Annotated in this window: 17 protein-coding genes and 1 riboswitch; of the genes, 9 read left to right on the forward strand and 8 right to left on the reverse strand. The window is 62.5% G+C overall.

Annotation, left to right across the window (positions count from 1 at the left end; genetic code table 11):
* Positions 1-180: 180 nt before the first annotated feature.
* A complete protein-coding gene (locus ACQZ6J_RS09990; protein ID WP_449083708.1) occupies positions 181-3150 on the forward strand; it encodes a DNA translocase FtsK in 2970 nt (989 codons plus the stop codon).
* A 300-nt stretch (positions 3151-3450) separates the two neighbouring features.
* Here the strand turns inward: ACQZ6J_RS09990 and ACQZ6J_RS09995 are convergent, their stop codons facing one another.
* Complete coding sequence (locus ACQZ6J_RS09995) at positions 3451-4002, reverse strand: MOSC domain-containing protein (RefSeq protein WP_449083710.1); 552 nt, start codon at positions 4000-4002, stop codon at positions 3451-3453.
* 71 nt (positions 4003-4073) lie between these two features.
* On the opposite strand from ACQZ6J_RS09995, the gene phnF reads away from it, so the two are divergent.
* Positions 4074-4808 (forward strand): phosphonate metabolism transcriptional regulator PhnF, encoded by a 735-nt coding sequence (gene phnF, locus ACQZ6J_RS10000; RefSeq protein ID WP_449083712.1) that lies wholly within the window; start codon positions 4074-4076, stop codon positions 4806-4808.
* A 16-nt stretch (positions 4809-4824) separates the two neighbouring features.
* Here the strand turns inward: phnF and ACQZ6J_RS10005 are convergent, their stop codons facing one another.
* From ACQZ6J_RS10005 to ACQZ6J_RS10015, 3 genes are read right to left on the reverse strand one after another with little or no spacing between them, the layout of a single operon-like run.
* The gene (locus ACQZ6J_RS10005; RefSeq protein WP_449083714.1) at positions 4825-6255 is read right to left on the reverse strand and encodes an FAD-binding oxidoreductase; all 1431 of its coding nucleotides are present in this window, start codon (positions 6253-6255) and stop codon (positions 4825-4827) included.
* A gap of 31 nt (positions 6256-6286) precedes the next feature.
* A complete protein-coding gene (locus tag ACQZ6J_RS10010) occupies positions 6287-7261 on the reverse strand; it encodes an L-threonylcarbamoyladenylate synthase (RefSeq protein WP_449083716.1) in 975 nt (324 codons plus the stop codon).
* Positions 7262-7319: 58 nt separating this feature from the next.
* A complete protein-coding gene (locus ACQZ6J_RS10015; RefSeq protein ID WP_163984514.1) occupies positions 7320-7937 on the reverse strand; it encodes a DUF6656 family protein in 618 nt (205 codons plus the stop codon).
* A gap of 103 nt (positions 7938-8040) precedes the next feature.
* Here ACQZ6J_RS10015 and ACQZ6J_RS10020 point away from each other — a divergent pair, with 103 nt between their 5' ends.
* The 3 genes from ACQZ6J_RS10020 (at position 8041) to ACQZ6J_RS10030 (ending at position 11310) form a co-directional block, all read left to right on the forward strand.
* The gene (locus ACQZ6J_RS10020; protein ID WP_449083718.1) at positions 8041-8454 is read left to right on the forward strand and encodes an ACT domain-containing protein; all 414 of its coding nucleotides are present in this window, start codon (positions 8041-8043) and stop codon (positions 8452-8454) included.
* A 217-nt stretch (positions 8455-8671) separates the two neighbouring features.
* Positions 8672-8876: riboswitch (cobalamin riboswitch) on the forward strand.
* A gap of 98 nt (positions 8877-8974) precedes the next feature.
* Positions 8975-10219, forward strand: a complete 1245-nt coding sequence (locus ACQZ6J_RS10025) for an aromatic ring-hydroxylating oxygenase subunit alpha (protein ID WP_449083720.1) — start codon at positions 8975-8977, stop codon at positions 10217-10219.
* 2 nt (positions 10220-10221) lie between these two features.
* Positions 10222-11310 carry an FAD-binding oxidoreductase gene (locus ACQZ6J_RS10030; protein WP_163984511.1) on the forward strand — a complete coding sequence of 363 codons (1089 nt, stop codon included), beginning with the start codon at positions 10222-10224 and terminating at the stop codon, positions 11308-11310.
* Here ACQZ6J_RS10030 and ACQZ6J_RS10035 read toward each other — a convergent pair.
* Entirely contained in the window at positions 11307-12314 is a 1008-nt protein-coding gene (locus tag ACQZ6J_RS10035) for a glycoside hydrolase family 25 protein (RefSeq protein WP_449083723.1), read from the reverse strand. The two genes, ACQZ6J_RS10030 and ACQZ6J_RS10035, sit on opposite strands and share 4 nt — an antisense overlap.
* Before the next feature lie 245 nt (positions 12315-12559).
* Between ACQZ6J_RS10035 and ACQZ6J_RS10040 the strand changes: the two genes are divergently transcribed.
* Positions 12560-13018, forward strand: coding sequence for a BA14K family protein (locus tag ACQZ6J_RS10040; protein WP_163984509.1), 459 nt, complete (start codon positions 12560-12562; stop codon positions 13016-13018).
* Between the two features lie 72 nt (positions 13019-13090).
* On the opposite strand, the gene ACQZ6J_RS10045 is transcribed toward ACQZ6J_RS10040, so the two are convergent.
* Positions 13091-14092: a CorA family divalent cation transporter gene (locus ACQZ6J_RS10045; RefSeq protein ID WP_449083725.1), complete on the reverse strand. Its 1002-nt coding sequence runs from the start codon at positions 14090-14092 to the stop codon at positions 13091-13093.
* Positions 14093-14380: 288 nt separating this feature from the next.
* Here ACQZ6J_RS10045 and ACQZ6J_RS10050 point away from each other — a divergent pair, with 288 nt between their 5' ends.
* The gene (locus ACQZ6J_RS10050; RefSeq protein WP_449083727.1) at positions 14381-16159 is read left to right on the forward strand and encodes an acyl-CoA dehydrogenase; all 1779 of its coding nucleotides are present in this window, start codon (positions 14381-14383) and stop codon (positions 16157-16159) included.
* A 9-nt stretch (positions 16160-16168) separates the two neighbouring features.
* Positions 16169-16921, forward strand: coding sequence for a crotonase/enoyl-CoA hydratase family protein (locus tag ACQZ6J_RS10055; RefSeq protein WP_163984506.1), 753 nt, complete (start codon positions 16169-16171; stop codon positions 16919-16921).
* Positions 16922-16989: 68 nt separating this feature from the next.
* Here the strand turns inward: ACQZ6J_RS10055 and ACQZ6J_RS10060 are convergent, their stop codons facing one another.
* Both ACQZ6J_RS10060 and ACQZ6J_RS10065 read right to left on the reverse strand, forming a co-directional pair.
* Entirely contained in the window at positions 16990-18240 is a 1251-nt protein-coding gene (locus tag ACQZ6J_RS10060; protein ID WP_163984505.1) for a class I SAM-dependent RNA methyltransferase, read from the reverse strand.
* Entirely contained in the window at positions 18237-18977 is a 741-nt protein-coding gene (locus ACQZ6J_RS10065; protein WP_449083730.1) for a TlyA family RNA methyltransferase, read from the reverse strand. Before ACQZ6J_RS10065 ends, ACQZ6J_RS10060 begins: the two co-directional genes overlap by 4 nt.
* Positions 18978-19089: 112 nt before the next feature.
* On the opposite strand from ACQZ6J_RS10065, the gene ACQZ6J_RS10070 reads away from it, so the two are divergent.
* Positions 19090-20097 (forward strand): DUF4424 domain-containing protein, encoded by a 1008-nt coding sequence (locus tag ACQZ6J_RS10070; protein ID WP_163984503.1) that lies wholly within the window; start codon positions 19090-19092, stop codon positions 20095-20097.
* Positions 20098-20308 lie beyond the last annotated feature (211 nt).

Here is a 20308-nt window from a genome sequence, read left to right on the forward strand (position 1 = left end):
TTCTGCGCGGCGGGACGCCCGTATGTGACTGGTTTTTCGGGGTTTTCGGGAAAATTCTGATGCATCGGACGGGCGCGGAATGGCTGCTTTCCATAACGGCAGGAAGGAACTTATTAACCATCCTTGCCCTATTCGATTTGAGAAGCCATCGGCAATATCAATGACTGGGTTGCAGGTCTCATGCGTCTTTCCCGAACGACACTTTCCAATGCCTCGCAAGGCGTCCAGCCGGAGGGCGATCTCGACCCCGAGCAGGCAGCCGAGGAGGCCCGCCGGGCCGAGCAGATCGCTGCTCGCCGCGCGTTCCTGGAGGAGAAGATTCGCAACGCCCGTGAAGCCAAGCGCAAGGCTGAAGAGCAGCGCCGCGCCGAGGAAAAGCGGCTTGCCGAACAGGTGAGACAGCGCACCGCCGCTGCTCCGCCGCCGGTCGTGGAGGCGCTGCAGGCCGCTGCCGCAATTGCGAACGAGCAGGAAATGCCCGTCCTGCCGCAGGGGATCTCTGCGGAAGATCTCGCATCGCCCGGCTGGCAGAATGCCTTCCTGATGGGGCCGAACGTGCGGTTCACCCGCACGCGCGAAAACGAAATCATCAGCCGTCGTCCGCCTGCCGAGCCGAAACTCGACGTTCAGCCGCAGCTCGGCTCGCATGCCTCCATGCGGGTGATGGAGCCGCCGGTCGTCGAGGCGCCCGTTGCGTTGCCTGTGCCCGTTGCCGTCCAGCCCCTGCGTCAGGACGAGTTCCATCTGCCGCCGCTGGAGGACATGCCGCTGGTGGTTGAAAGCTACATACCGACAGTAATTCAGAGATCTCCGGCAACCGAGCCGGACGCATTGGAGATGACCGTTATCGCTACCGCATTCTCGAAAGCTCCCGCGATCGCGCTGGATGCTTCCCCTGTTCAGTCAAGTGTTCCCGAGTCCGTAGCCGCGCCTGTGGTCGAGTCGCGTCTTGCCCATCTTTCCGATTTCGCCTTCTGGGATGCGATGCCGTTCGACGGCGAGTTCCTTTCTGCCTTGAAGGGTGAGCCGAAGCAGCCGGCGACGCCGCCCAAGCCGGAAATCGATGCCGAATCGATCATTGCGAAATTCCGCGTCGTCGAGTGCCGCCGCCCGGCTGCCGCCGCCGAGCCGCAGCCCGCTGTCGTGCCATCCCCGGCAGTCGAGGTCGCAGCACCCGTCGAAACCGCTTCCAGCGTGGCTCCGGCAGATCTGAGCACGCCAGCCATGGACGAGCTTGCCGCACTTGAGGCCGCCGTTCTCGCTCCCGCCGTCGAGGCCGTGCCGGCGATTGTCGAAGCACCCGCAGCCGAGCCGCAGCCGGTCGAGACATTCGTGCCGCCTGCTTTCGTAACCGCAGTCTATGGCGCCGAAGCAGCGCCGGCTGCCGAGGCTCGCCCCGCTCCGGTCATGGTTGTCGCCCCGATGCCGGCGAAGGTTGCCGTCCCGGTTCCCGCCGAACCGGTCGCCAAGGCTGCGCCGATCCTTCCTGCAGTCGAGGCTGCAGCCCAGCGGCTGATCGATGCGCCGCCATCGCGGATCTCGCCGCGCCGGCCCGCCTCCCTGACGCCGCCCGAGTGGCGCCCGATCGCCGTCAGTGCTGAGGGGGAATACGAGTTTCCGCCGCGCGAGTTGCTGCAGGAGCCTGTTGCCCGTTCCGGCGTCATCATGACGCAGGAAACGCTGGAGCAGAATGCCGGCCTGCTGGAAAGCGTGCTGGAGGACTTCGGCGTCAAGGGCGAGATCATCCACGTCCGTCCCGGCCCGGTCGTCACCCTTTATGAATTCGAGCCGGCTCCCGGCGTCAAATCCTCGCGCGTCATCAACCTCGCCGACGATATCGCCCGTTCGATGTCGGCCCTGTCGGCCCGCGTCGCCGTCGTGCCCGGCCGCAACGTCATCGGCATCGAACTGCCGAACGTCAACCGCGAGACCGTCTACTTCCGCGAGATGATCGATTCGCCCGACTTCGAGAAGAGCGGCTACAAGCTTGCCCTCGGCCTCGGCAAGACCATCGGCGGCGAGCCCGTTATCGCCGAACTGGCGAAGATGCCGCATCTGCTCGTTGCCGGCACGACCGGCTCGGGCAAGTCCGTCGCCATCAACACCATGATCCTGTCGCTGCTCTATCGCATGTCGCCCGAGCAGTGCCGTCTGATCATGGTCGATCCGAAGATGCTGGAACTCTCCGTCTATGACGGCATCCCGCACCTCCTGACCCCGGTCGTCACCGATCCCAAGAAGGCCGTCATGGCGCTGAAGTGGGCGGTACGCGAGATGGAGGATCGCTACAAGAAGATGTCGCGTCTCGGCGTGCGCAATATCGACGGCTACAACAGCCGCGTCGCCGCCGCCAAGGAAAAGGACGAGACGATCCACGTCATGGTTCAGACCGGCTTCGACAAGGGCACAGGCGCCCCGATCGAAGAGAGCCAGGAGATGGACCTGACGCCGATGCCCTATATCGTCGTCATCGTCGACGAAATGGCGGACCTTATGATGGTCGCCGGCAAGGAGATCGAAGGCGCGATCCAGCGTCTGGCGCAGATGGCGCGTGCCGCCGGCATTCATTTGATCATGGCGACGCAGCGTCCGTCCGTTGACGTCATCACCGGTACGATCAAGGCGAACTTCCCGACGCGCATCTCCTTCCAGGTGACGTCGAAGATCGACAGCCGCACCATTCTCGGCGAGCAGGGCGCCGAACAGCTTCTCGGCCAGGGCGACATGCTGCACATGGCCGGTGGCGGCCGCATCTCCCGCGTCCATGGCCCCTTCGTCTCGGACGAGGAAGTCGAAAAGGTCGTGGCTCACCTGAAGCTGCAGGGCCGTCCGGAATACCTCGACACGGTCACCGCCGACGAGGACGAGGAAGACGAGGAAGAAGATACGGCCGTCTTCGACAAGGGCGCGATCGCTTCGGAAGATGGCGACGATCTCTACGAACAGGCGATCAAGGTGGTCATGCGCGACAAGAAGTGCTCGACCTCCTACATCCAGCGCCGCCTCGGCATCGGCTACAACCGCGCCGCATCGCTCGTCGAGCGCATGGAGAAGGACGGCCTGGTCGGCCCCGCCAACCACGTCGGCAAGCGCGAGATCATCACCGGCAACCGCAATGGCGGCAATTCGGGCAACGAGGATTTCGATTGATCTGACCGGGGGATGACGCTGGCTGCGATCGTCGCGGAGAGTGCGCACCCCCTCTGTCCCTTTCGGGACATCTCCCCCACAAAGGGGGAGATCGCTGATCAGCGGAACGTGCGTGCCTCAAACAAACATCTCACCCGCAGAAACCAAAATGCGATGACTTGGTGAAGCGGTACGACATACTCCCAACAATCTCCCCCCTTGTGGGGGAGATGTCACGTTAGTGACAGAGGGGGGTATCAAATCCTCGGCGTATTCAAAGCCAAATTGTTTCTATGCGGCCGCGTCAAATTAATCCCAATATCAAACCCGCTCGAGCTTGATGTGCGGCAGCGGCGGCAGCTCGATGCGGATGGCATCGTCGCGCTGCACCCGGCCGCCCTGTGAGACGATGCCCATGATGCCGGCCTTGCGGACCAGACCGCCCTCGGCATCGCGGTCGAGCACCGCATGCAGCAAGCCCTTCTGAAAATCGTCGATCTGCTTGCAAGGATTGCGCAAGCCCGTCACCTCCACGATCGCTTCCGCGCCGATATGCAGGCGCGTGCCTTGGGGCAGGGAAAGCAGGTCGATCCCCCTGGTCGCGATGTTCTCGCCCATGTCGCCCGGAGCAACGGAAAAGCCCTTTTCGGTCAGTTCCTCGAACAGCTCTTCGTGGATGATATGCACCTGGCGCAGGTTGGGCTGCGTCGGATCGGCCGCGACGCGTGAGCGGTGCTTCACGGTCACCCCCATATGCGCGTCGCCTTCCACGCCAAGGCCGGTCAGCAATTGGATATGATCCTTGTTCTGCTTGCTGAAGCCATGCACGCCGCTGCTGCTGACCGCCGTCACATATATGCGCTTGTCGCCCATGCCGAACCCTTCCATAAACGACCAGATCTCTATAGATTGGTATATACCAATTTCAGGGCGACAGAATTGTGATGGGTGAGAAAAATCGACAGGGCGAAAGCGTAAAATCCGCCGGAGGCTGGGCGACCGTTGCCAGAGAGCTGCGAAGCGCCATCGACAAGGGCAGGCATGCCCCCGGCAGTCGCCTGCCGAGCGAGCGCGCCCTGTCCGAGCAATTCGGCGTCTCGCGGGTGACGATGCGGCGCGCGATTGCCGAGCTGGAGGGGGAGGGGCTCTTGCGCGTGGCGCGAGGAAGTGGCGCCTATGTGCGCGCCGACATGCCCGTTCGCTTTCAATTGGGCGACAAGGTGCGATTCAGCAAGGATCTGACCGCGACGGACGCAAAACTGACGCGAAAGGTTTTCTCGGCAAGGGAGGTTCCGGCAAATGCCGATATTGCTGGCAGGCTGAACCTGCAGCCGGGCGAGGCGGTGCTGGAAATGTGCGTGATCGCCTATGCCGACAACCTGCCCGTCTCGGTGGTCATGCGCAGTTGCTCGGCTGCGCGCTTTGCCGGCCTGGCGCAGAAGTTCGGTTCAATGGGGTCGTTCACGGCAGCACTGAAGGATTATGGCGTAAAGGATTATTGGCGACGGTCCACCGACATCACGGCGCGCATGCCCACGGAAGCCGAGGCGCGTCTTCTGCAGCAATCGCGCCTCGCACCGGTGCTCGCCTATGCCGGCGAAGACATCGATGCCGAGGGCGCGATCATTTCCTGCCAGATCGGCTGCTTCGCTTCCGAGCGGGTCGTCGTCACGGTGTAGGACCGTAAATCTGGTCTCAGGCCTTGAGGACCTTCCCGGGATTCATGATCCCGGCCGGGTCGAATGCCGTCTTGATGCGGCGCATCAGGTCCATCTCGATATCCGAGCGGATCGAAGCCAGCTCGTCTCGCTTCAATTGGCCGATGCCGTGCTCGGCGGAAATCGAGCCGCCATGCTGCAGCACCAGCCCGTGCACGATCTTGTTCATCTCGCGCCAGCGGCCGATGAACTCCGCCTTGTCGGCGCCGACGGGCTGCGAGATGTTGTAGTGGATATTGCCGTCGCCCATATGGCCGAAGGCGCAGATGCGTGCGCCCGGCATGGCGGCGACAACGGCCTTTTCGGCTTCCGCCATGAATTGCGGGATCTGTGCGACCGGCACGGAAACGTCATGCTTGATCGAGCCGCCTTCCGGCTTCTGCGCGTCGGACATGCTCTCGCGCATGTGCCAGATGGCCGTCTGCTGAGCTTCCGAGCTGGCAATGGTCGCATCCTGAATCAGGCCGGCTTCGTAGCCCTGTTCGAGCAGCGCCGTCATCATCCGCTCGGCTGTTTCAGCCGAATCGGACGTGGAGATATCGATCAGCACATACCAGGGATGCGCCGTCTCCAGCGGGTCGCGCACGCCCGGAATATGGCGAACGGTGAATTCGACGCCGATGCGCGGCATCAGCTCGAAGCCGGTCAGCGCCGTGCCGCACAGGCTGGAGGCGTTCTTGAACAGTGTCAGCGCGTCCTCGACCGACTGCAGGCCGGCAAAGGCGACCTGATGGCCGAGCGGCTGCGGGAAGAGCTTCAGCACCGCGCCGGTGATGACGCCGAGCGTGCCTTCCGCGCCGATGAAGAGGTCGCGCAGATCGTAGCCGGTATTGTCCTTCTTCAGGCGGCGCAAGCCGTTCCAGATTTCGCCGGTCGGGAGCACCACTTCGAGGCCGAGGCAGAGCTGGCGCATGTTGCCATAGGCAAGAACGGCCGTGCCGCCGGCATTGGTGGAAAGGTTGCCGGCAATGCGGCAGGACCCTTCGGAGCCGAGCGACAGCGGAAACATGCGGCCATGCTCGGCTGCCGCCTTGTGAACGTCCGCCAGAATGCAGCCGCCGTCGACGATCATGGTATTGCCGACCGGATCGATATCGCGCACTCGGTTCATGCGCTCCAGCGACAGGATGATGTCGGAGCCGCCCTCGCGCGGCGTCTGGCCGCCGACGAGGCCGGTATTTCCGGTCTGCGGAACGATGGCCGCGCCGGTCTCGCTGGCGAGTTTCAGGATCGCCGAAACCTCCTCCACCGAGCCGGGCTTCAGCAGCATGGGCGAAGCGCCGTGATAGAGCCCACGGTTTTCGACGAGATGCGGTGCGATCTCCGCCGGGTCCCGCACGGCATGTTTTTCGCCGACGATGGCGGCGAAGCGAGCGAGGAGGTCGGAAGAGGGGGCGGAGCTGCTCATGGCGTGTCCTTTGCCGGTAGGTCGGGCTAGTTCATTCTCGTGGTGCAGCCGCGCGACGCAGCCGGTCGTTGATGGCCTCGCCGAGGCCCTCGTCGGGAATATGCGAAAAGGCGATGGTCGCCGCGCCGGTCGCATCGGCGCGCTTCATGAAGTCGAAAAGGTTTGCGGCGGCCTCGGAAAGATCGCCGGTGGCGCTCAGATCCAGCACGGCAACGGCGTTCTCCATGCCGGCAATCTCGGGTGTCCCGAAGCGGATCAGCGCCTCGTTTGCGGACACATCCCTTGCGTCGAGCCGCACGGCGGCCCCCGGCGCATAGTGAGAGGCGAGCATTCCGGGCGCCTCGATCGCAGCCGAAGCTTTCTTCTTGCGCTTCAGCGCCTTGCCGGCTACCCGCTCGATTTCGCTGGCCGCGAGCCCACCGGGCCGCAGCAGGCGCATCTCGCCATCCTCGACCTTGACGATGGTCGACTCCACGCCGACGACCGAAGCTCCGGCATCGAGGATCAGCGTGATTCGCTCCCCGAGATCGTCATCGACATGATCGGCGCTGGTGGCGCTGATCTTGCCCGACGTATTGGCGCTCGGCGCGGCAAGCGGGCGGTCGAAGGCACGGATCAACTCGCCGGCGAAACCTTGAGGCACGCGGATGCCGACCGTGTCGAGACCGGCGGTCGCCAGCGGATGGATGCCGCTGTCGGCCTTGAGCGGCAGCACCAGCGTCAACGGGCCGGGCCAGAAGGCTTCCGCCAGCTTGCGGGAAATGGGATCGAAGACGGCATAACGTTCCGCCATGGCGAGATCGCTCATGTGGCAGATCAGCGGATTGAAGCGCGGCCGTCCCTTCGTCTCGTAGATCCGCGTAATGGCGGCCGGGTTGGTGGCATCGGCGGCGAGCCCGTAGACCGTCTCCGTCGGCAATCCGATCGGCAAGCCTTCGGCAAGCGTTGCCGTTGCGACGTCGATCGCCGTTTGCGGATGTTCGAGAATGTCTATGTGTCGTGCCATGGCCTGCCTGCTTGCAGTTCAGGCCGTTCTTATGCCCTTCGAGTTTTCGGATCAATCGTCAAAGCTGGCGAATGATGTCGCGAAGCTGTTCGTTGCGGGCACCGAGCAGGAGAACGTTGCGGATGGCGATCTGCGGATCGTGCGTATGGAACAGCACGCCGTTGCCGCGGATCTCACGATTGATCGTCAGCCTCTTGTCGTCCGCTTCCTTGTCCGGATGGACGGCGACGGCGAAATACATCCGCGAATATTTCAGGCTGATGTCTTCGAAGAAGTTTTCTTCCTGGCCGATGCGGGCGAAGAAGTTGGCGATATAGAAGGCCCAGTTCACGTCCTCATATTGCGCGAACTGTGTCCGCGCGGCTGTAACGTGACAATAGCCGAGATGCGGCGTGTCCTTCAGCGTGTGATGAAAGATGAGCTTCGGAAAACGGATGGATTTGTGGAAGCTGTTGAGCCGGTCATGGGTCTTTTCGCCGGCATCCCTGAGCTTCAGCGCGGTACGCTCGGCCACCTGCTGATGACTGAGGTATTCGCGCTCTTCCGCAAGCCAATGCGGCCTGTCGCGGTTGATGCGGCCCGTGCGCAGGAATTCGCTGTGCCCCGTCGTCGGTGCCGCCGGCGCCGGTTCGGGGTCGGCGGGCTTCCCAGCGTCGAAATATCTGAGTTTGGCCATGCCGGATCTCGCTATAAAACTCTCTATGCGGGACGATAGATCGCAGAGCTTGAGCCGGGCTTAACCGCGCCGGGCCGGCAAACCTTCGAGGAGACGAAAGAACATGCCAGGAATGACCGATCTCACGCAGCTGCTTTCCGGCATGAAGCCTCATCTCGTCGAGGGTGAGTTCGTCTATTGCACCGTGCCGGCCTCCGCGCTCGCGGATCATCTGCATCTGGAGCCGATCGGGCTTTTCCGGGAGAAGGAAGGCGTGACGCTGATCCTTCCCCTGGAGACGGCGAAGCAAGCGGGGCTTCCGGCGGCACCGGCAATGCGGATGATTACGCTCGAGGTCCACTCGTCTCTCGAGGCCGTGGGCCTGACGGCGGCCTTCGCCACGGCCCTTGGAAACGAGGGGATCAGCGCCAATGTCGTTGCCGCTTACTATCACGATCATATCTTCGTGCCGGCTGCCGATGCCGGGCGTGCGATGGCCGCCCTGATGGCGCTTTCCGCCGCCCAATCATCCCCCTGAGCGCCGGCCGGCGGCTGATCTGTCGCAATCAGAATAAAGCGTCATCGATGCGATGTGGATGGCGCATATGCCGCACTTTCCACGCAGGCACATAAGAGCTTGAATTACCTTCCTATATTGGCGCTGTTTGCAACCGTCCCACGGCCCCGTTTCACCTGTCGTCAATTTCGAAGCCGATGTCGCATTGCAGCGCAGCCGCCGACAGGGCCGAGGGATATGATGATATCAATCTCAAGGTGCCGTCTGCTAGGGAGGCGGAGAATTGGGAAGCCGGTCAAAATCCGGCGCTGCCCCCGCAACGGTGGTGGAGTAAGGCATGGCGGATAAAGCCACTGGGTCTGGTCGGCCTGGGAAGGTGCCATGGGGTTCTGGAAACAGGGCCGCTCCAGAGCCCGGAAACCAGCCTTGGGCACATATGGTTTACTGACCGCGGCGGGCGGCCAGGACATTGCACCCGGCTGTTCCCAACCGGCCGCGCATGTCCTCTGCTCGTCTCCCGGTACTGCGCGAGGATAGGCAAATGGATATCAACAGCAATGTTTTGCGGCAATTGAAAAATCGCCGGCCGGGTTTCAGCCTGGAGCAACCCTTCTACACCGACGCCGAGTACTTCAAGCTCGACATGGAGATGATCTACTATCGCGACTGGCTGTTCATCGGTCACGATTGCGAAGTGCCGCGCGCGGGCAACTACTTCACCGTCCAGATCGGCGATTACCCGATCGTCATCGTTCGCGGCCGCGACCAGGTTATCCGCGCCTTCCACAACAGCTGTCGCCATCGCGGTTCGCGCGTCTGCACGACCGATCGCGGTTCCTCGGCAAAGCTGGTCTGCCCCTATCATCAGTGGACCTACGAGCTCGACGGCTCCTTGCTGTTCGCCCGCCAGATGGCCGAGGATTTCGACAAGACCCAGTATTCGCTGAAGCCGGTCCATTGCGAAAGCGTCGGCGGCTACATCTTCATCTGCCTGGCAAAGAACGCTCCGGACTTCGCGTCCGTCCGCGCCACGATCGAACCCTACATGGCGCCGCACCGCATCAGCGAAGCCAAGATCGCCTTCCAGAGCACCATCATCGAAAAAGGCAACTGGAAGCTGGTGTGGGAAAACAATCGCGAGTGCTATCACTGCGCCGCCAATCATCCCGAACTTTGCCGCACCTTCCCGGAAGCGCCGACCGTCAGCGGCGTGCAGGGCGCGATGAGCGATCCCGTGATCACCGCGCATTGGGCGCATTGCGAAGCCGCCGGCCTGCCGAGCGAGTTCAAGCTCTCTCCGGATGGGCAGTTCCGCACGGCGCGCATGCCGCTGATCGAAGGCGCGGAAAGCTACACCATGTCCGGCCAGAATGCCGTCAAGCGGCCGCTCTCTCCGGATGTGACGGTCAACGGCATCGGCACCATGCTTCTGTTCCACTATCCGACGACGTGGAACCACATACTCGGCGATCACGCCATTTCCTTCCGCGTCCTGCCGATCAGCGCCGAGGAAACCGCCGTCACCACCAAGTGGATCGTTCACAAGGATGCGGTCGAGGGTGTCGACTACGATCTTGAGGAACTGACCCACGTCTGGACCGAAACCAACGATCAGGACCGTCGTATCGTCGAGGAAAATGCCTTCGGCATCCGTTCGCCGGCTTACGAGCCCGGCCCCTATTCGGAAATCCATGAAGGCGGCGTCATGCAGTTCGTCGAATGGTACACGAATTTCATGATCAACCGGCTGCAGGGCGACCAGGCCAAGCTCTCGGCGGTAGCCTGAGAATGAACATGGCCGTCTCCCTTCCGCATCGCCACCTAGATCAGATGCAGCCTTGGAGCGACAGGCAGCATCTGCTCGAATGCCTCTCGGCCACGCCGGAAGCCCCCGACGTGATGACCTTCACCTTCAGGTCCGACAAGGACAACTGGTTCCGCTATCTGCCGGGCCAGTTCGTGACGCTTGAGCTGCCGACGGCTCCGGAGCCGGTCATGCGCACCTATACGCTCTCCTCGACGCCGTCGCGGCCGTTCTCGGTCGCGGTGACGGTGAAGGCGCAGAAGGATAGCATCGGCACGCGCTGGATGTTCGAGAACCTGAAGCCGGGCATGCGCATCAAGGCTTTCGGCCCTCTCGGCGATTTCAGCCATATCCGTCATCCCGGCGAGAAATATCTCTTCGTTTCCGCCGGCTCCGGCATCACGCCGATGATGTCCATGACCCGCTACATGTCCGACACCGCGCCGCTGTCGGATATCACCTTCATCAACTGTTCGCGCGGCCCGGCCGACATCATCTTCCGCTCCGAGCTGGAATATCTCGCGCGCTTCATGCCGAACCTCAATCTCGGTCTCATCGTCGAGGGTTGCGGCCGCACCGATCTTTGGTCGGGGCTGAAGGGCCGCATCGACAAGGCGAAGATCGGTCTGCTGGCCCCCGATTTCATGGATCGCACGATTTTCTGCTGCGGTCCCGAAGTCTTCATGGATGCCGTTCGTTCCATGCTGGAAGCCCATGGCTTCGACATGAAGCGCTACCACCAGGAAAGCTTCCAGCCGGCCAACGCGGCGACGCCGCTCGCGGAAGTGAGCGACGATGCCTCGACGGAAGCCGCAACGACGATCCGCTTCACCATGGCCGGCAAGGACGTCGTCTGCGCGGCAGGGCAGACCGTGCTGCAGGCGGCGCGGGGCGCAGGCGTGCGTATCGGCGCGGCCTGCGAATCCGGTCTTTGCGGCACCTGCCGCGTGATGAAGCTCTCGGGCGACGTCGAGATGAGCCACAATGGCGGCATCCTCGATGACGAGATCGACGAGGGTTACATCCTCGCCTGCTGCTCCCGCCCGAAGACGGACGTGCAGATCGAAGCCTAGAAATCCTCGTAGTTCAGCTCGTTGATTTCGACGGGCTTCGTCGATGGCGGCGTGGACGCGGTGACGATGGTGTCGACCATGAGCGAGACCAGTGTCTGCCGCGGTCCGCTGCACAGGGACGCGAGCGCGATCGTCAGGTCCGGTGCGGGCAGAGGCTTGGCCGGCAGGAGATCGCCCTGCGGCCAAACCTTGGCGAGCTGGATCCTGGTCATCGGCACGACATTGACGTCGATGTCGGTCAGGGTGCCGGGAACGCGGTAGGGGCAGCTCTTTTCGGAGCAATTGTCCGACGAAGCGAACTGCCAGATGGCATAGCTATCCCAGTTGCCGAGCGGGAACGTGCCCTTCACATCCGGCTTGTAACGGGCATACCAGAGCGGCAGCCGCGACAGCAGCGGATAGGTGCCGCGATGATCGGCGATATATCGCGCCGTGTTATGATTGGTATAGAGGATCGGATAGCGCCCGGTCCTGATCTTGATATGGGCCACGAAAATCTGCGCATCGTCCAGCGACATGAACTGCGTGGTATCCATGCCGTCTATGTCGAGCACCATCAACTCGTCCGGCTGGGGATCGGCATAGTCGAGAAAATGATTGGCCTGATCGATCGGATTGCCGGGCCGTCCCAGATGATAGGCGCCCCACAACAGACCATTCGTTTTTGCAAGCATGCGGCGAGTTTGAAACAGCTCGCGGCTGACGGCATATTTGCGCCACATCGTCTTGCAATGGGCCACCGTATCGCCGGCATGATCCCCCGTGCAGCTGAAGCTTTCAGGGAGACCGTCGGAGGCCTTGGAGATGAAACCGGCGATCCGCTTGTCTTGCAGAAATGCATTCCAGTCGATGGTGTTCAGCTCGTAAGCATCGACGATCAAAGCGTTTTTCGGATCTGTCCAGGGTTGGTTTTCACCGGCCGAAAGCTTGGAGGCCGGACCCATCAGGGTCAGGATCGTCAGGATGCTGCAAATCAGGAGCGTACTCTGCCGGTATCCTTTCATGAAATAATAGTAAGGATTGCTGGTTAATCTTGGGTTAAGAATGCAATCACTATAAATTCATCGTGGAGCCCCGCATAACTCCTTAAATTGGTAGAGATTTGAGGAACTAAATAAAGTGCTGCCGCGTTTCTTGTCGTCTACTCCGATATGCGACGAAGCAGGCAGCGAAACCTCGCTCGGGAAGCATTCCCGATATGAAACGCTATGGGCTTGAACACAAGTCGAACCAGGGAATGGAGATGAAAATGCTTGGTTTCCGTGCGAAAATCGCGACCGTCGCCGTTACGGCGGCCGTCACTCTGACGAGCTTTGCGCCGTCTTTCGCCATGCAGATGCCCGCTGCCCCCGTCGTATCGGCGGACAAGGCCGCGCCCGCCAATCTCGAACAGGTGCAATGGCGTCGCGACGGCTACTATCGCCGTGGCTGGTATGGCGGCTATCGCGGTTATTCGGGCTATCGACATGGCTATCGCTACCACGACGGCTACTGGTTCCCACTGGCCGCCTTCGGCGCCGGCGCGCTCGTTGGCGGAGCGATTGCCAGCCAGCCGCGCTATTATGCTCCGGCACCCGCTCCAAGCGCCGGCATCAACCCGCGTCACGTCGAATGGTGCGAGGCACGTTATCGTTCCTACCGCTCCTACGACAACACGTTCCAGCCCAATTCGGGCCCGCGCCGTCAGTGCTATTCGCCCTATTTCTGAGGACGCTTCAGGACTCGTCGATGCAAAGCCGCCCGGTCTGCGCCGGGCGGCTTTTTCATGCCGTGCGCGGCCTCAGAGAATATTGACGCGCTTGAGAAGCCACCATGCCAGCAGCATGGATACGATGATGAAGCACACGGCATAGCCGGTGCCGCTCGACCCGCCCGAAAGGGGGAGGCTCGAAGTGTTCATGCCGAAGAAGCCGGTCACCAGCGTCGGCGGAAGCAGGAATGCGGTCATGATCGACAGAATGTAGAGATGCCTGTTGATCTCGGAGGAGAGCTTCGAACCGATTTCTTCGTGCAGCAGCCTGGCGCGCTCCTGCAGCGCATAGATATCGTGTTCGACCGCTTCCAGCCGGCCCGTCAGGCGCCCGGCGACATCCTCGAAGCCGAGCGGCATTTCCTCGTCGTCCGAAGCGGCGGCATGGCGCATCAGCGACAGGACGGTCCGCAGGTGGCGGTGCAGCCGCACGATCGTCCTCCGGATGGGCGGAAGCTGCGTGCGCTCGTCGCGCGTGGTGTTCCCGTGGACGAAGTCCTCGATAAGATTCAGCTCTTCGCTGATCTCTATGACGACTGAGATCAGAGTGCGCTGGAACTCGACCACAAGCAGCTCGAAGATATCGAGCGGCCGGGAAAATCTGGTGGCGTTCTTCTCGATCAGCACGCGCGCCCGGTCCAGGCTGCGAAGCGGCTGCAGGCGGCTGGTGATGAGCATCCGGTCGGTCACTGCGAAGTGCAGCCAGCCGATATCGTGCGTATCCCGGGCGAAGTCCCGCTGAAAATCGACCAGGGTGCCGAAGAGCATCTGGTCGTCGACGGTGATCGTCGCGTGGGTCTCGTGCGTCGTCAGAGCGATGCGCGCGGCGTCGTTCAGCCCGGGCGCATCCTCGAGGAAGGCGGCAACACGAGCGTCCACGAGATTGAGATGCAGCCAGAGGAAACCCTCTTCTGCAAACAGCGTCGAACGATCGATGTCGTCAGGCAGGCGTTCCGGCTTGGTTGCTCCGGGACGGAGCCGGTAGGCCCAGATGAAGCCTGGTATCGTGTGGGCTGACGTGAGCGTGTTCATGGCGGTATCGTTCGCATTGTCTGAACAGTTGCCTTAGTCTTCGTTCATGACGATTGTTTATGCAAGCCCACCTTCCAATGGAATAATTGATGCGCCGGGTAGCAATGCCACACGCGTGTAGCGCCTCCAGGGCGCAAATGTCGTGCCGGTTCGCGACAGAGTGGAAATGGTTACCAGGCTTTTGAAAAAAATTGACGCTTACGTAAAAATAAAAATAGCTGTAACAATACATCGCCGTTCGGCCCGGGTGAGGCGGGTCATTGGCAGCACCAATGCGGAGGAAGCAGCATGTACAACGCGCCAGTCGAAGAAATCGCATTCACGCTGAAGCACGTCGCGGGCATGGGACGCGCCATGGATGAGGGCATCCTCGGCGATCTCAGCGCCGATGTCGTCGACGCCATCCTTTCGGAGGCGGGGCGGTTTGCCGGCGAGGAAATGGAACCGCTTGCCGAAATCGGCGACAAGCAGGGTGCAAGGCTGGTCGACGGCAAGGTGGTTCTTCCCGATGGCTGGGAGAAGCTCTATCGCGACTGGACTGCCGGCGGCTGGAACGGCTTGACCGCGCCGGAGGAATTCGGCGGGCAGAGCCTGCCGCATATGCTGAATATCGCGACGCTGGAAATGTGGAATTCCGCTTCCATGGCGTTCGGTCTGGCCCCGACGCTGACCATGGGTGCCGTCGAGGCGCTGATTGCGCATGGCAGCGACGACCTCAAGACGAAATATCTGGCAAAGCTCGTCTCCGGCGAATGGTCCGGCACCATGAACCTGACCGAGCCGCATGCCGGCTCCGATGTCGGGGCGCTGCGTACGCGTGCCGAACGCCGCGACGACGGCACCTATCGCCTCTTCGGCCAGAAGATCTTCATCACCTGGGGCGATCATGAGGCAGCCGAGAACATCGTCCATTTCGTTCTCGCGCGCCTGCCGGATGCGCCTGCCGGCACGCGTGGCATTTCGCTGTTCCTCGTGCCGAAATTCCTCATGAACGACGATGGCTCGCTCGGTGCGCGCAACGACTATTTCGCCCATTCGCTCGAACACAAGCTCGGCATCCACGGCTCGCCGACCTGCACGATGATCTATGGCGACGGCAAATACGGCACGGAAAAGGGCGCCGTCGCCTGGCTCGTCGGCGAGGAGAACAAGGGTCTCGCCTGCATGTTCACGATGATGAACAATGCGCGCCTGGCCGTCGGTATCCAGGGGGTGGCAATCGCCGAGGCCGCGACGCAAAAGGCCATTGCCTATGCCAGGGAACGCACGCAGGGCCGTGCGCCCGGCACGGCGGCATCGGGTATGAGCCCGATCATAGAGCATCCCGATGTCGCGCGCATGCTGCTGACGATGAAAGCCCTGACGCAGGGCGCCCGCGCGATCTGCTATGCCTGCGCCGAGGCGATCGACATGTCGCATCGCGATCCGCGGAAAGGCCGTTACTGGCAGGAGCGCGCCGCGCTGCTGACGCCGATCGCCAAATCCTTTTCCACCGATGCCGGCGTCGATGTCGCCTCGCTCGGAATTCAGGTCCATGGCGGCATGGGTTTCATCGAGGAGACAGGTGCCGCGCGCCTGCTGAGGGACGCGCGCATCGCTCCGATCTATGAAGGCACCAACGGTATCCAGGCCATCGATCTGGTGACCCGCAAGCTCACCATCGCCAACGGCGATCATCTGCGTGGCTTCGTTGCCGAGCTGCGCGAGATCGCCGATGCCGTCGCCAGGTCCAATCTCGAAGGCTTCGGCGAGACGGCGTCACGGCTGCAGGCGGCCATTGCCGATCTGGAAAGGGCGAGCGAGTGGCTTCTGGCGAAGCAGGCGGAAGGCGCCGTCGCCGAGGCGCTGGCGGGTGCCACGCCTTATCAGCGGCTCTTCGGCTTGGTGCTGACGGGATCCTATCTGGCCAAGGGCGGCCTCGCCGACGCCGGCGATGGCGAAGGGGGCAAGCGCATTGCGCTCTGCCGTTTTGCCGCGGAGAACCTTCTGGCCGAAACCGCCGCCCTCTCCGACCGCGTCGTCGCGGGGGCCTCCAGTCTCGAAGCCGCACGTATCGCACTTGCTTGAGGAAAAGCCATGACCGATCACATCCTTGTCGAACGTCCCGAAAGCGCACCGCACATCCAGATCATCCGGTTCAATCGCCCGGACAAGAAGAATGCCATCACCCGCGGCATGTACCAATCGATGACCGCGGCGCTGAAGGCCGCAGACGACGCGCCGGATATCCGCGTTAATGTCTTCCTCGGGACCGAAGGCTGCTTTTCGGCTGGGAACGATCTCGCCGATTTCCTCGCCTTCGCCCAGGGCGGCAGCATGGGAACCGAGGTCGTGGATTTCCTCGTCGCGCTGGCGAGCGCAAGAAAGCCGGTCGTCTCAGGCGTGGATGGTCTGGCGATCGGCATCGGCACCACCCTTAACCTGCATTGCGATCTGACGGTCGCTTCCGATCGCAGCCTGTTCAAGACACCCTTCGTCGATCTGGCCCTCGTTCCCGAGGCAGGGTCGAGCCTTCTCGCCCCGCGCGTGATGGGCCACCAGCGCGCCTTCGCCCTACTTGCCCTTGGTGAAGGTTTTTCCGCCGCGCAGGCGAAGGAGGCCGGCTTGATCTGGAAGGTGACCACACCGGACGCAGTTGAAGCCGAAACGCTCTCTCTGGCCGCCAAGCTCGCCGCAAAGCCCCCTGAAGCGCTTGCAATCGCGCGCAACCTCATGCGCGGCGCGCCGGATGCCGTGCTCGGCCGCATCAGGGAAGAGGCCGAGCAGTTTGCGGCACGGTTGAAAAGCGCCGAAGCCCGCGCCGCCTTCGAAGCCTTCATGAAACGATGAAGACCAATCCGCCCTCGTGGTGAGGTGCGAAGCCCGAAGGGCGTAGCCTCGAACCACGAGGGTCGGCCTTACTTTTCCAGGGCCGCGACCACCTCGACATGCGAGGTCCACAGGAACTGGTCGATCGGCGTTACCCGCGTGATGCGGTAGCCGCCTTCGACCAGCAATGCGAGATCGCGGGCGAGCGTCAGCGGATTGCAGGAAACGGCGACGATCTTCTTGACCTGGGAGCGGGCCAGCTCCTTGCTCTGGAACTCGGCGCCGGCGCGCGGGGGGTCGAAGACGACGGCGTCATAGACCTTAAGCTCCTGCATCATCAGCGGCCGGCGGAACAGATCGCGGCGTTCGACGGTGACGGGCTTCAGCCCTTGCGTGTTCCGGGCTGCCTGATCGAGCGCGGCCAGCGGCTTGTCTTCCCCTTCCACCGCATGCACCCGCCCGATCCGCGCCAGGCGAAGCGAAAAGGTGCCGCTGCCGGCAAAAAGATCGGCAATGCGCTTCGCCTTGCCGACATGGGCCGTCACCAGTTCGACCATGGCGTCCTCGGCCTGCCGGGTCGCCTGTGTGAAGGCGCCGGGCGGCGGCAAGACCGGCACGCCCCCGAAGTCGATCATCGGTTTTGTCGGCTCCACGAGAATTTCGCCGTTCAGCGACAGGCGGGCGATGCCGCGAAGCGACAGCACGGTTTCGATCGTGCTGCGGCGCTGCTTGTCGGAGAGCGACTTGATGCCGTCGACGGCGAGATCGAGACCGGTTTGAGTCTCCAGCACCGAAATGCGAAACGCTTCCGCATTGACGGCGAGCGCCGCCGCGATCGTCTTGATCGCCGGCAAACGGGCCATGATGCCGGCCGAGGCGATGGGACATTCCTCGATGGCGACGATGTGGTGGCTTTCGGCCTGGTTGAAGCCGATGAGCATCTCTTTTTCGGTTTTCCGCGCGGCGAAGACGACCTTGCGGCGCTCGCCCGGATGGGCGGCAACGATATCGTCCACCTCGGGCGTCAAACCCTTGGAGCGTAGTGCATCGACGACGAGCTGGCGCTTGAAGGCGCGATAGGGCGCATCGGCATAGTGCTGCAGCGTGCAGCCGCCGCAGGTGCCGTTGACGCCGTGCGGGCCGAAGTGCCGACAGTGCGGCTCCTGCCGATCCGGCGAGGCCGATGCGATCGACATCAGCGTACCCTGGCTTTTCACCCGCGCGATGGCGACGCTTTCGCCCGGCAGCGTAAAGGGCACGTAGATCGGCCCGTCCGCGCCCTGCGCGATGCCGTCGCCCTGGGCGCCGAGCTTCTGGATAGTCACGGTTTCAGTGCTCATGGCTTGATCCCTGCGAGAAGAAATTCCTGGTTGCCGTCGCCGCCCGTTATCGGCGAGGCGATGAGGCCGAGGCTTTGCCAGCCCATGTCTTCGCTGAACCAGCGCTCGAGTTCGGCCGCAACCGCCGGAGCGGAGGAGGGGTCCTTCAAAAGGCCGGCCTTGCCGATCGCATCGCGACCGGCCTCGAATTGCGGCTTCACCAGCAAGGCGGCCCGCGCGCCGGGTTCGGCAAGCGCAAGGGCCGGCGCCAGAGCCAGCTTCAGCGAAATGAAGGAGACATCGGAAACGACGAAGGAGAAAGGCCCGCCGATATCCGCCGCGGTCAGGTTGCGCGCGTTCAGACCCTCGATATTGCTCACGCGCGGATCGGCCGATATGCGCGGATGCATCTGACCGTGACCGACGTCGATCGACGTGACATGGGCGGCGCCACGCTGCAGCAGCACCTCGGTAAAGCCGCCCGTCGATGCGCCGACATCGAGACAGTGCTGTCCTTGCGGATCGAGACCGAAATGGTCGAGCGCCGCCACCAGCTTCAACGCCGCGCGCGAGACGTAATCTTGCGCCGGATCGTCGATGCTGATCTTTGCATCTTCGGTAAACACCGCGCCCGCCTTGGTCACGATCTTGCCGTCCACCGTCACGGTGCCGCGCTGGATCGCATCGCGCGCACGAGATCGGCTGGCGAAGAGCGAGAGGGTGACGAGAAGCTGGTCGAGGCGTTGCGGTTCGGACATGGGCTGTCCATGCAGGGCAATGGAATATGTTGCAAGCCTTTTATGCTGATATCGGCGTTGACGGCGGATTGCGGCCGGCCATAATCGCTGAAATCAACGGGCGAGGGGTATCATGCGGAAGATCGGCGGCTTTGCGGCGTTAATGGCGATGTTCGCTGCACCGGCCCTTGCGAACGACACCATGGCCGAGCTGAGAACCGGCGGACTCGCCTATGTCCGCACTGGCGATATCAGCATGGCCGAGGAAAAGCTCTTCGTTTCGCAGGCCGAAGTGCGCGTCGACTACGTCTTCGAAAACACCGCCGACAGGGATGTCGAAAGCGTCGTCGCTTTCCCGATGCCCGATATCAAGGGCGATATAGACAGCACGGTCGATGCCGGAAACGTCGATTCCGACAATTTCCTCGGCTTCACCGTGACGCAGGACGGCAAGGCCATCACCCCGACCCTTCAGCAGCGCGTATCGGTGGCGGGCGTCGATATGACGGACGAGCTGAAGGCGCACGGCATTCCCTTGCTGCCGCTGAGCAAGGCGGCGATGGATGCCGTCGCCACGCTGCCCCTCGATGTGCTCGAGGACTGGACGGCTCGCGGCCTGATCGCCGACGACGAATATGACAATGATGGTCAGGGCATGAAGCATCACCCGACGCCGATGTGGACACTGCACACCACCTATTGGTGGCGCACCAAGTTCCCCGCCAAGGCGAAGATTGCCGTCGAGCATCGCTACAAGCCGAGCGTCGGCGGCACCGTGGCCATCACCTTCGCCGGCGAGGAAGACTATCAGAAGCAGCAGCTGCAGGCCTATCGCAGCAAGTATTGCCTCGATGAAGCCTTCCTGAAGACGGCGACCAAGCTTGCGGCCGTGGCCGACAAGGGCGGCCGCAGCTACACCGAGAGCTGGATCTCCTATGTGCTGACGACGGGCGCCAACTGGTCCGGCCCGATCAAGCATTTCGAGCTGACGGTCGATAAGGGCAGCCCTGAGAATTACATCAGCTTCTGCGGCAGCGATGTGAAGAAGACGGGTTCGACCACCTTCCAGATGACGGCGCAGGATTTCTATCCCGAACACGACCTGGACATCCTGATTCTCTCCGCGGCGCCGGTGAACTAGGACGCGTTTAAATCCGATCGCGTAAAATTAAATAATTTTAAAGCCACAGCCTCTACTTGTACCCGGGATTGCGATGGTCTGTTTCGAGATCGTCGCCTGCCATGAAGGCTTCGCGTTTCCGCGTCCCAATCATGCCCTCCCTGAATATTTCGAGCGTCGGCCGCGGTCCCTCCCAAGCGCGGGCCGATCATGCTCGCCAGGACCGGCGCTC

This window comes from Rhizobium sp. A37_96 (assembly GCF_053521765.1).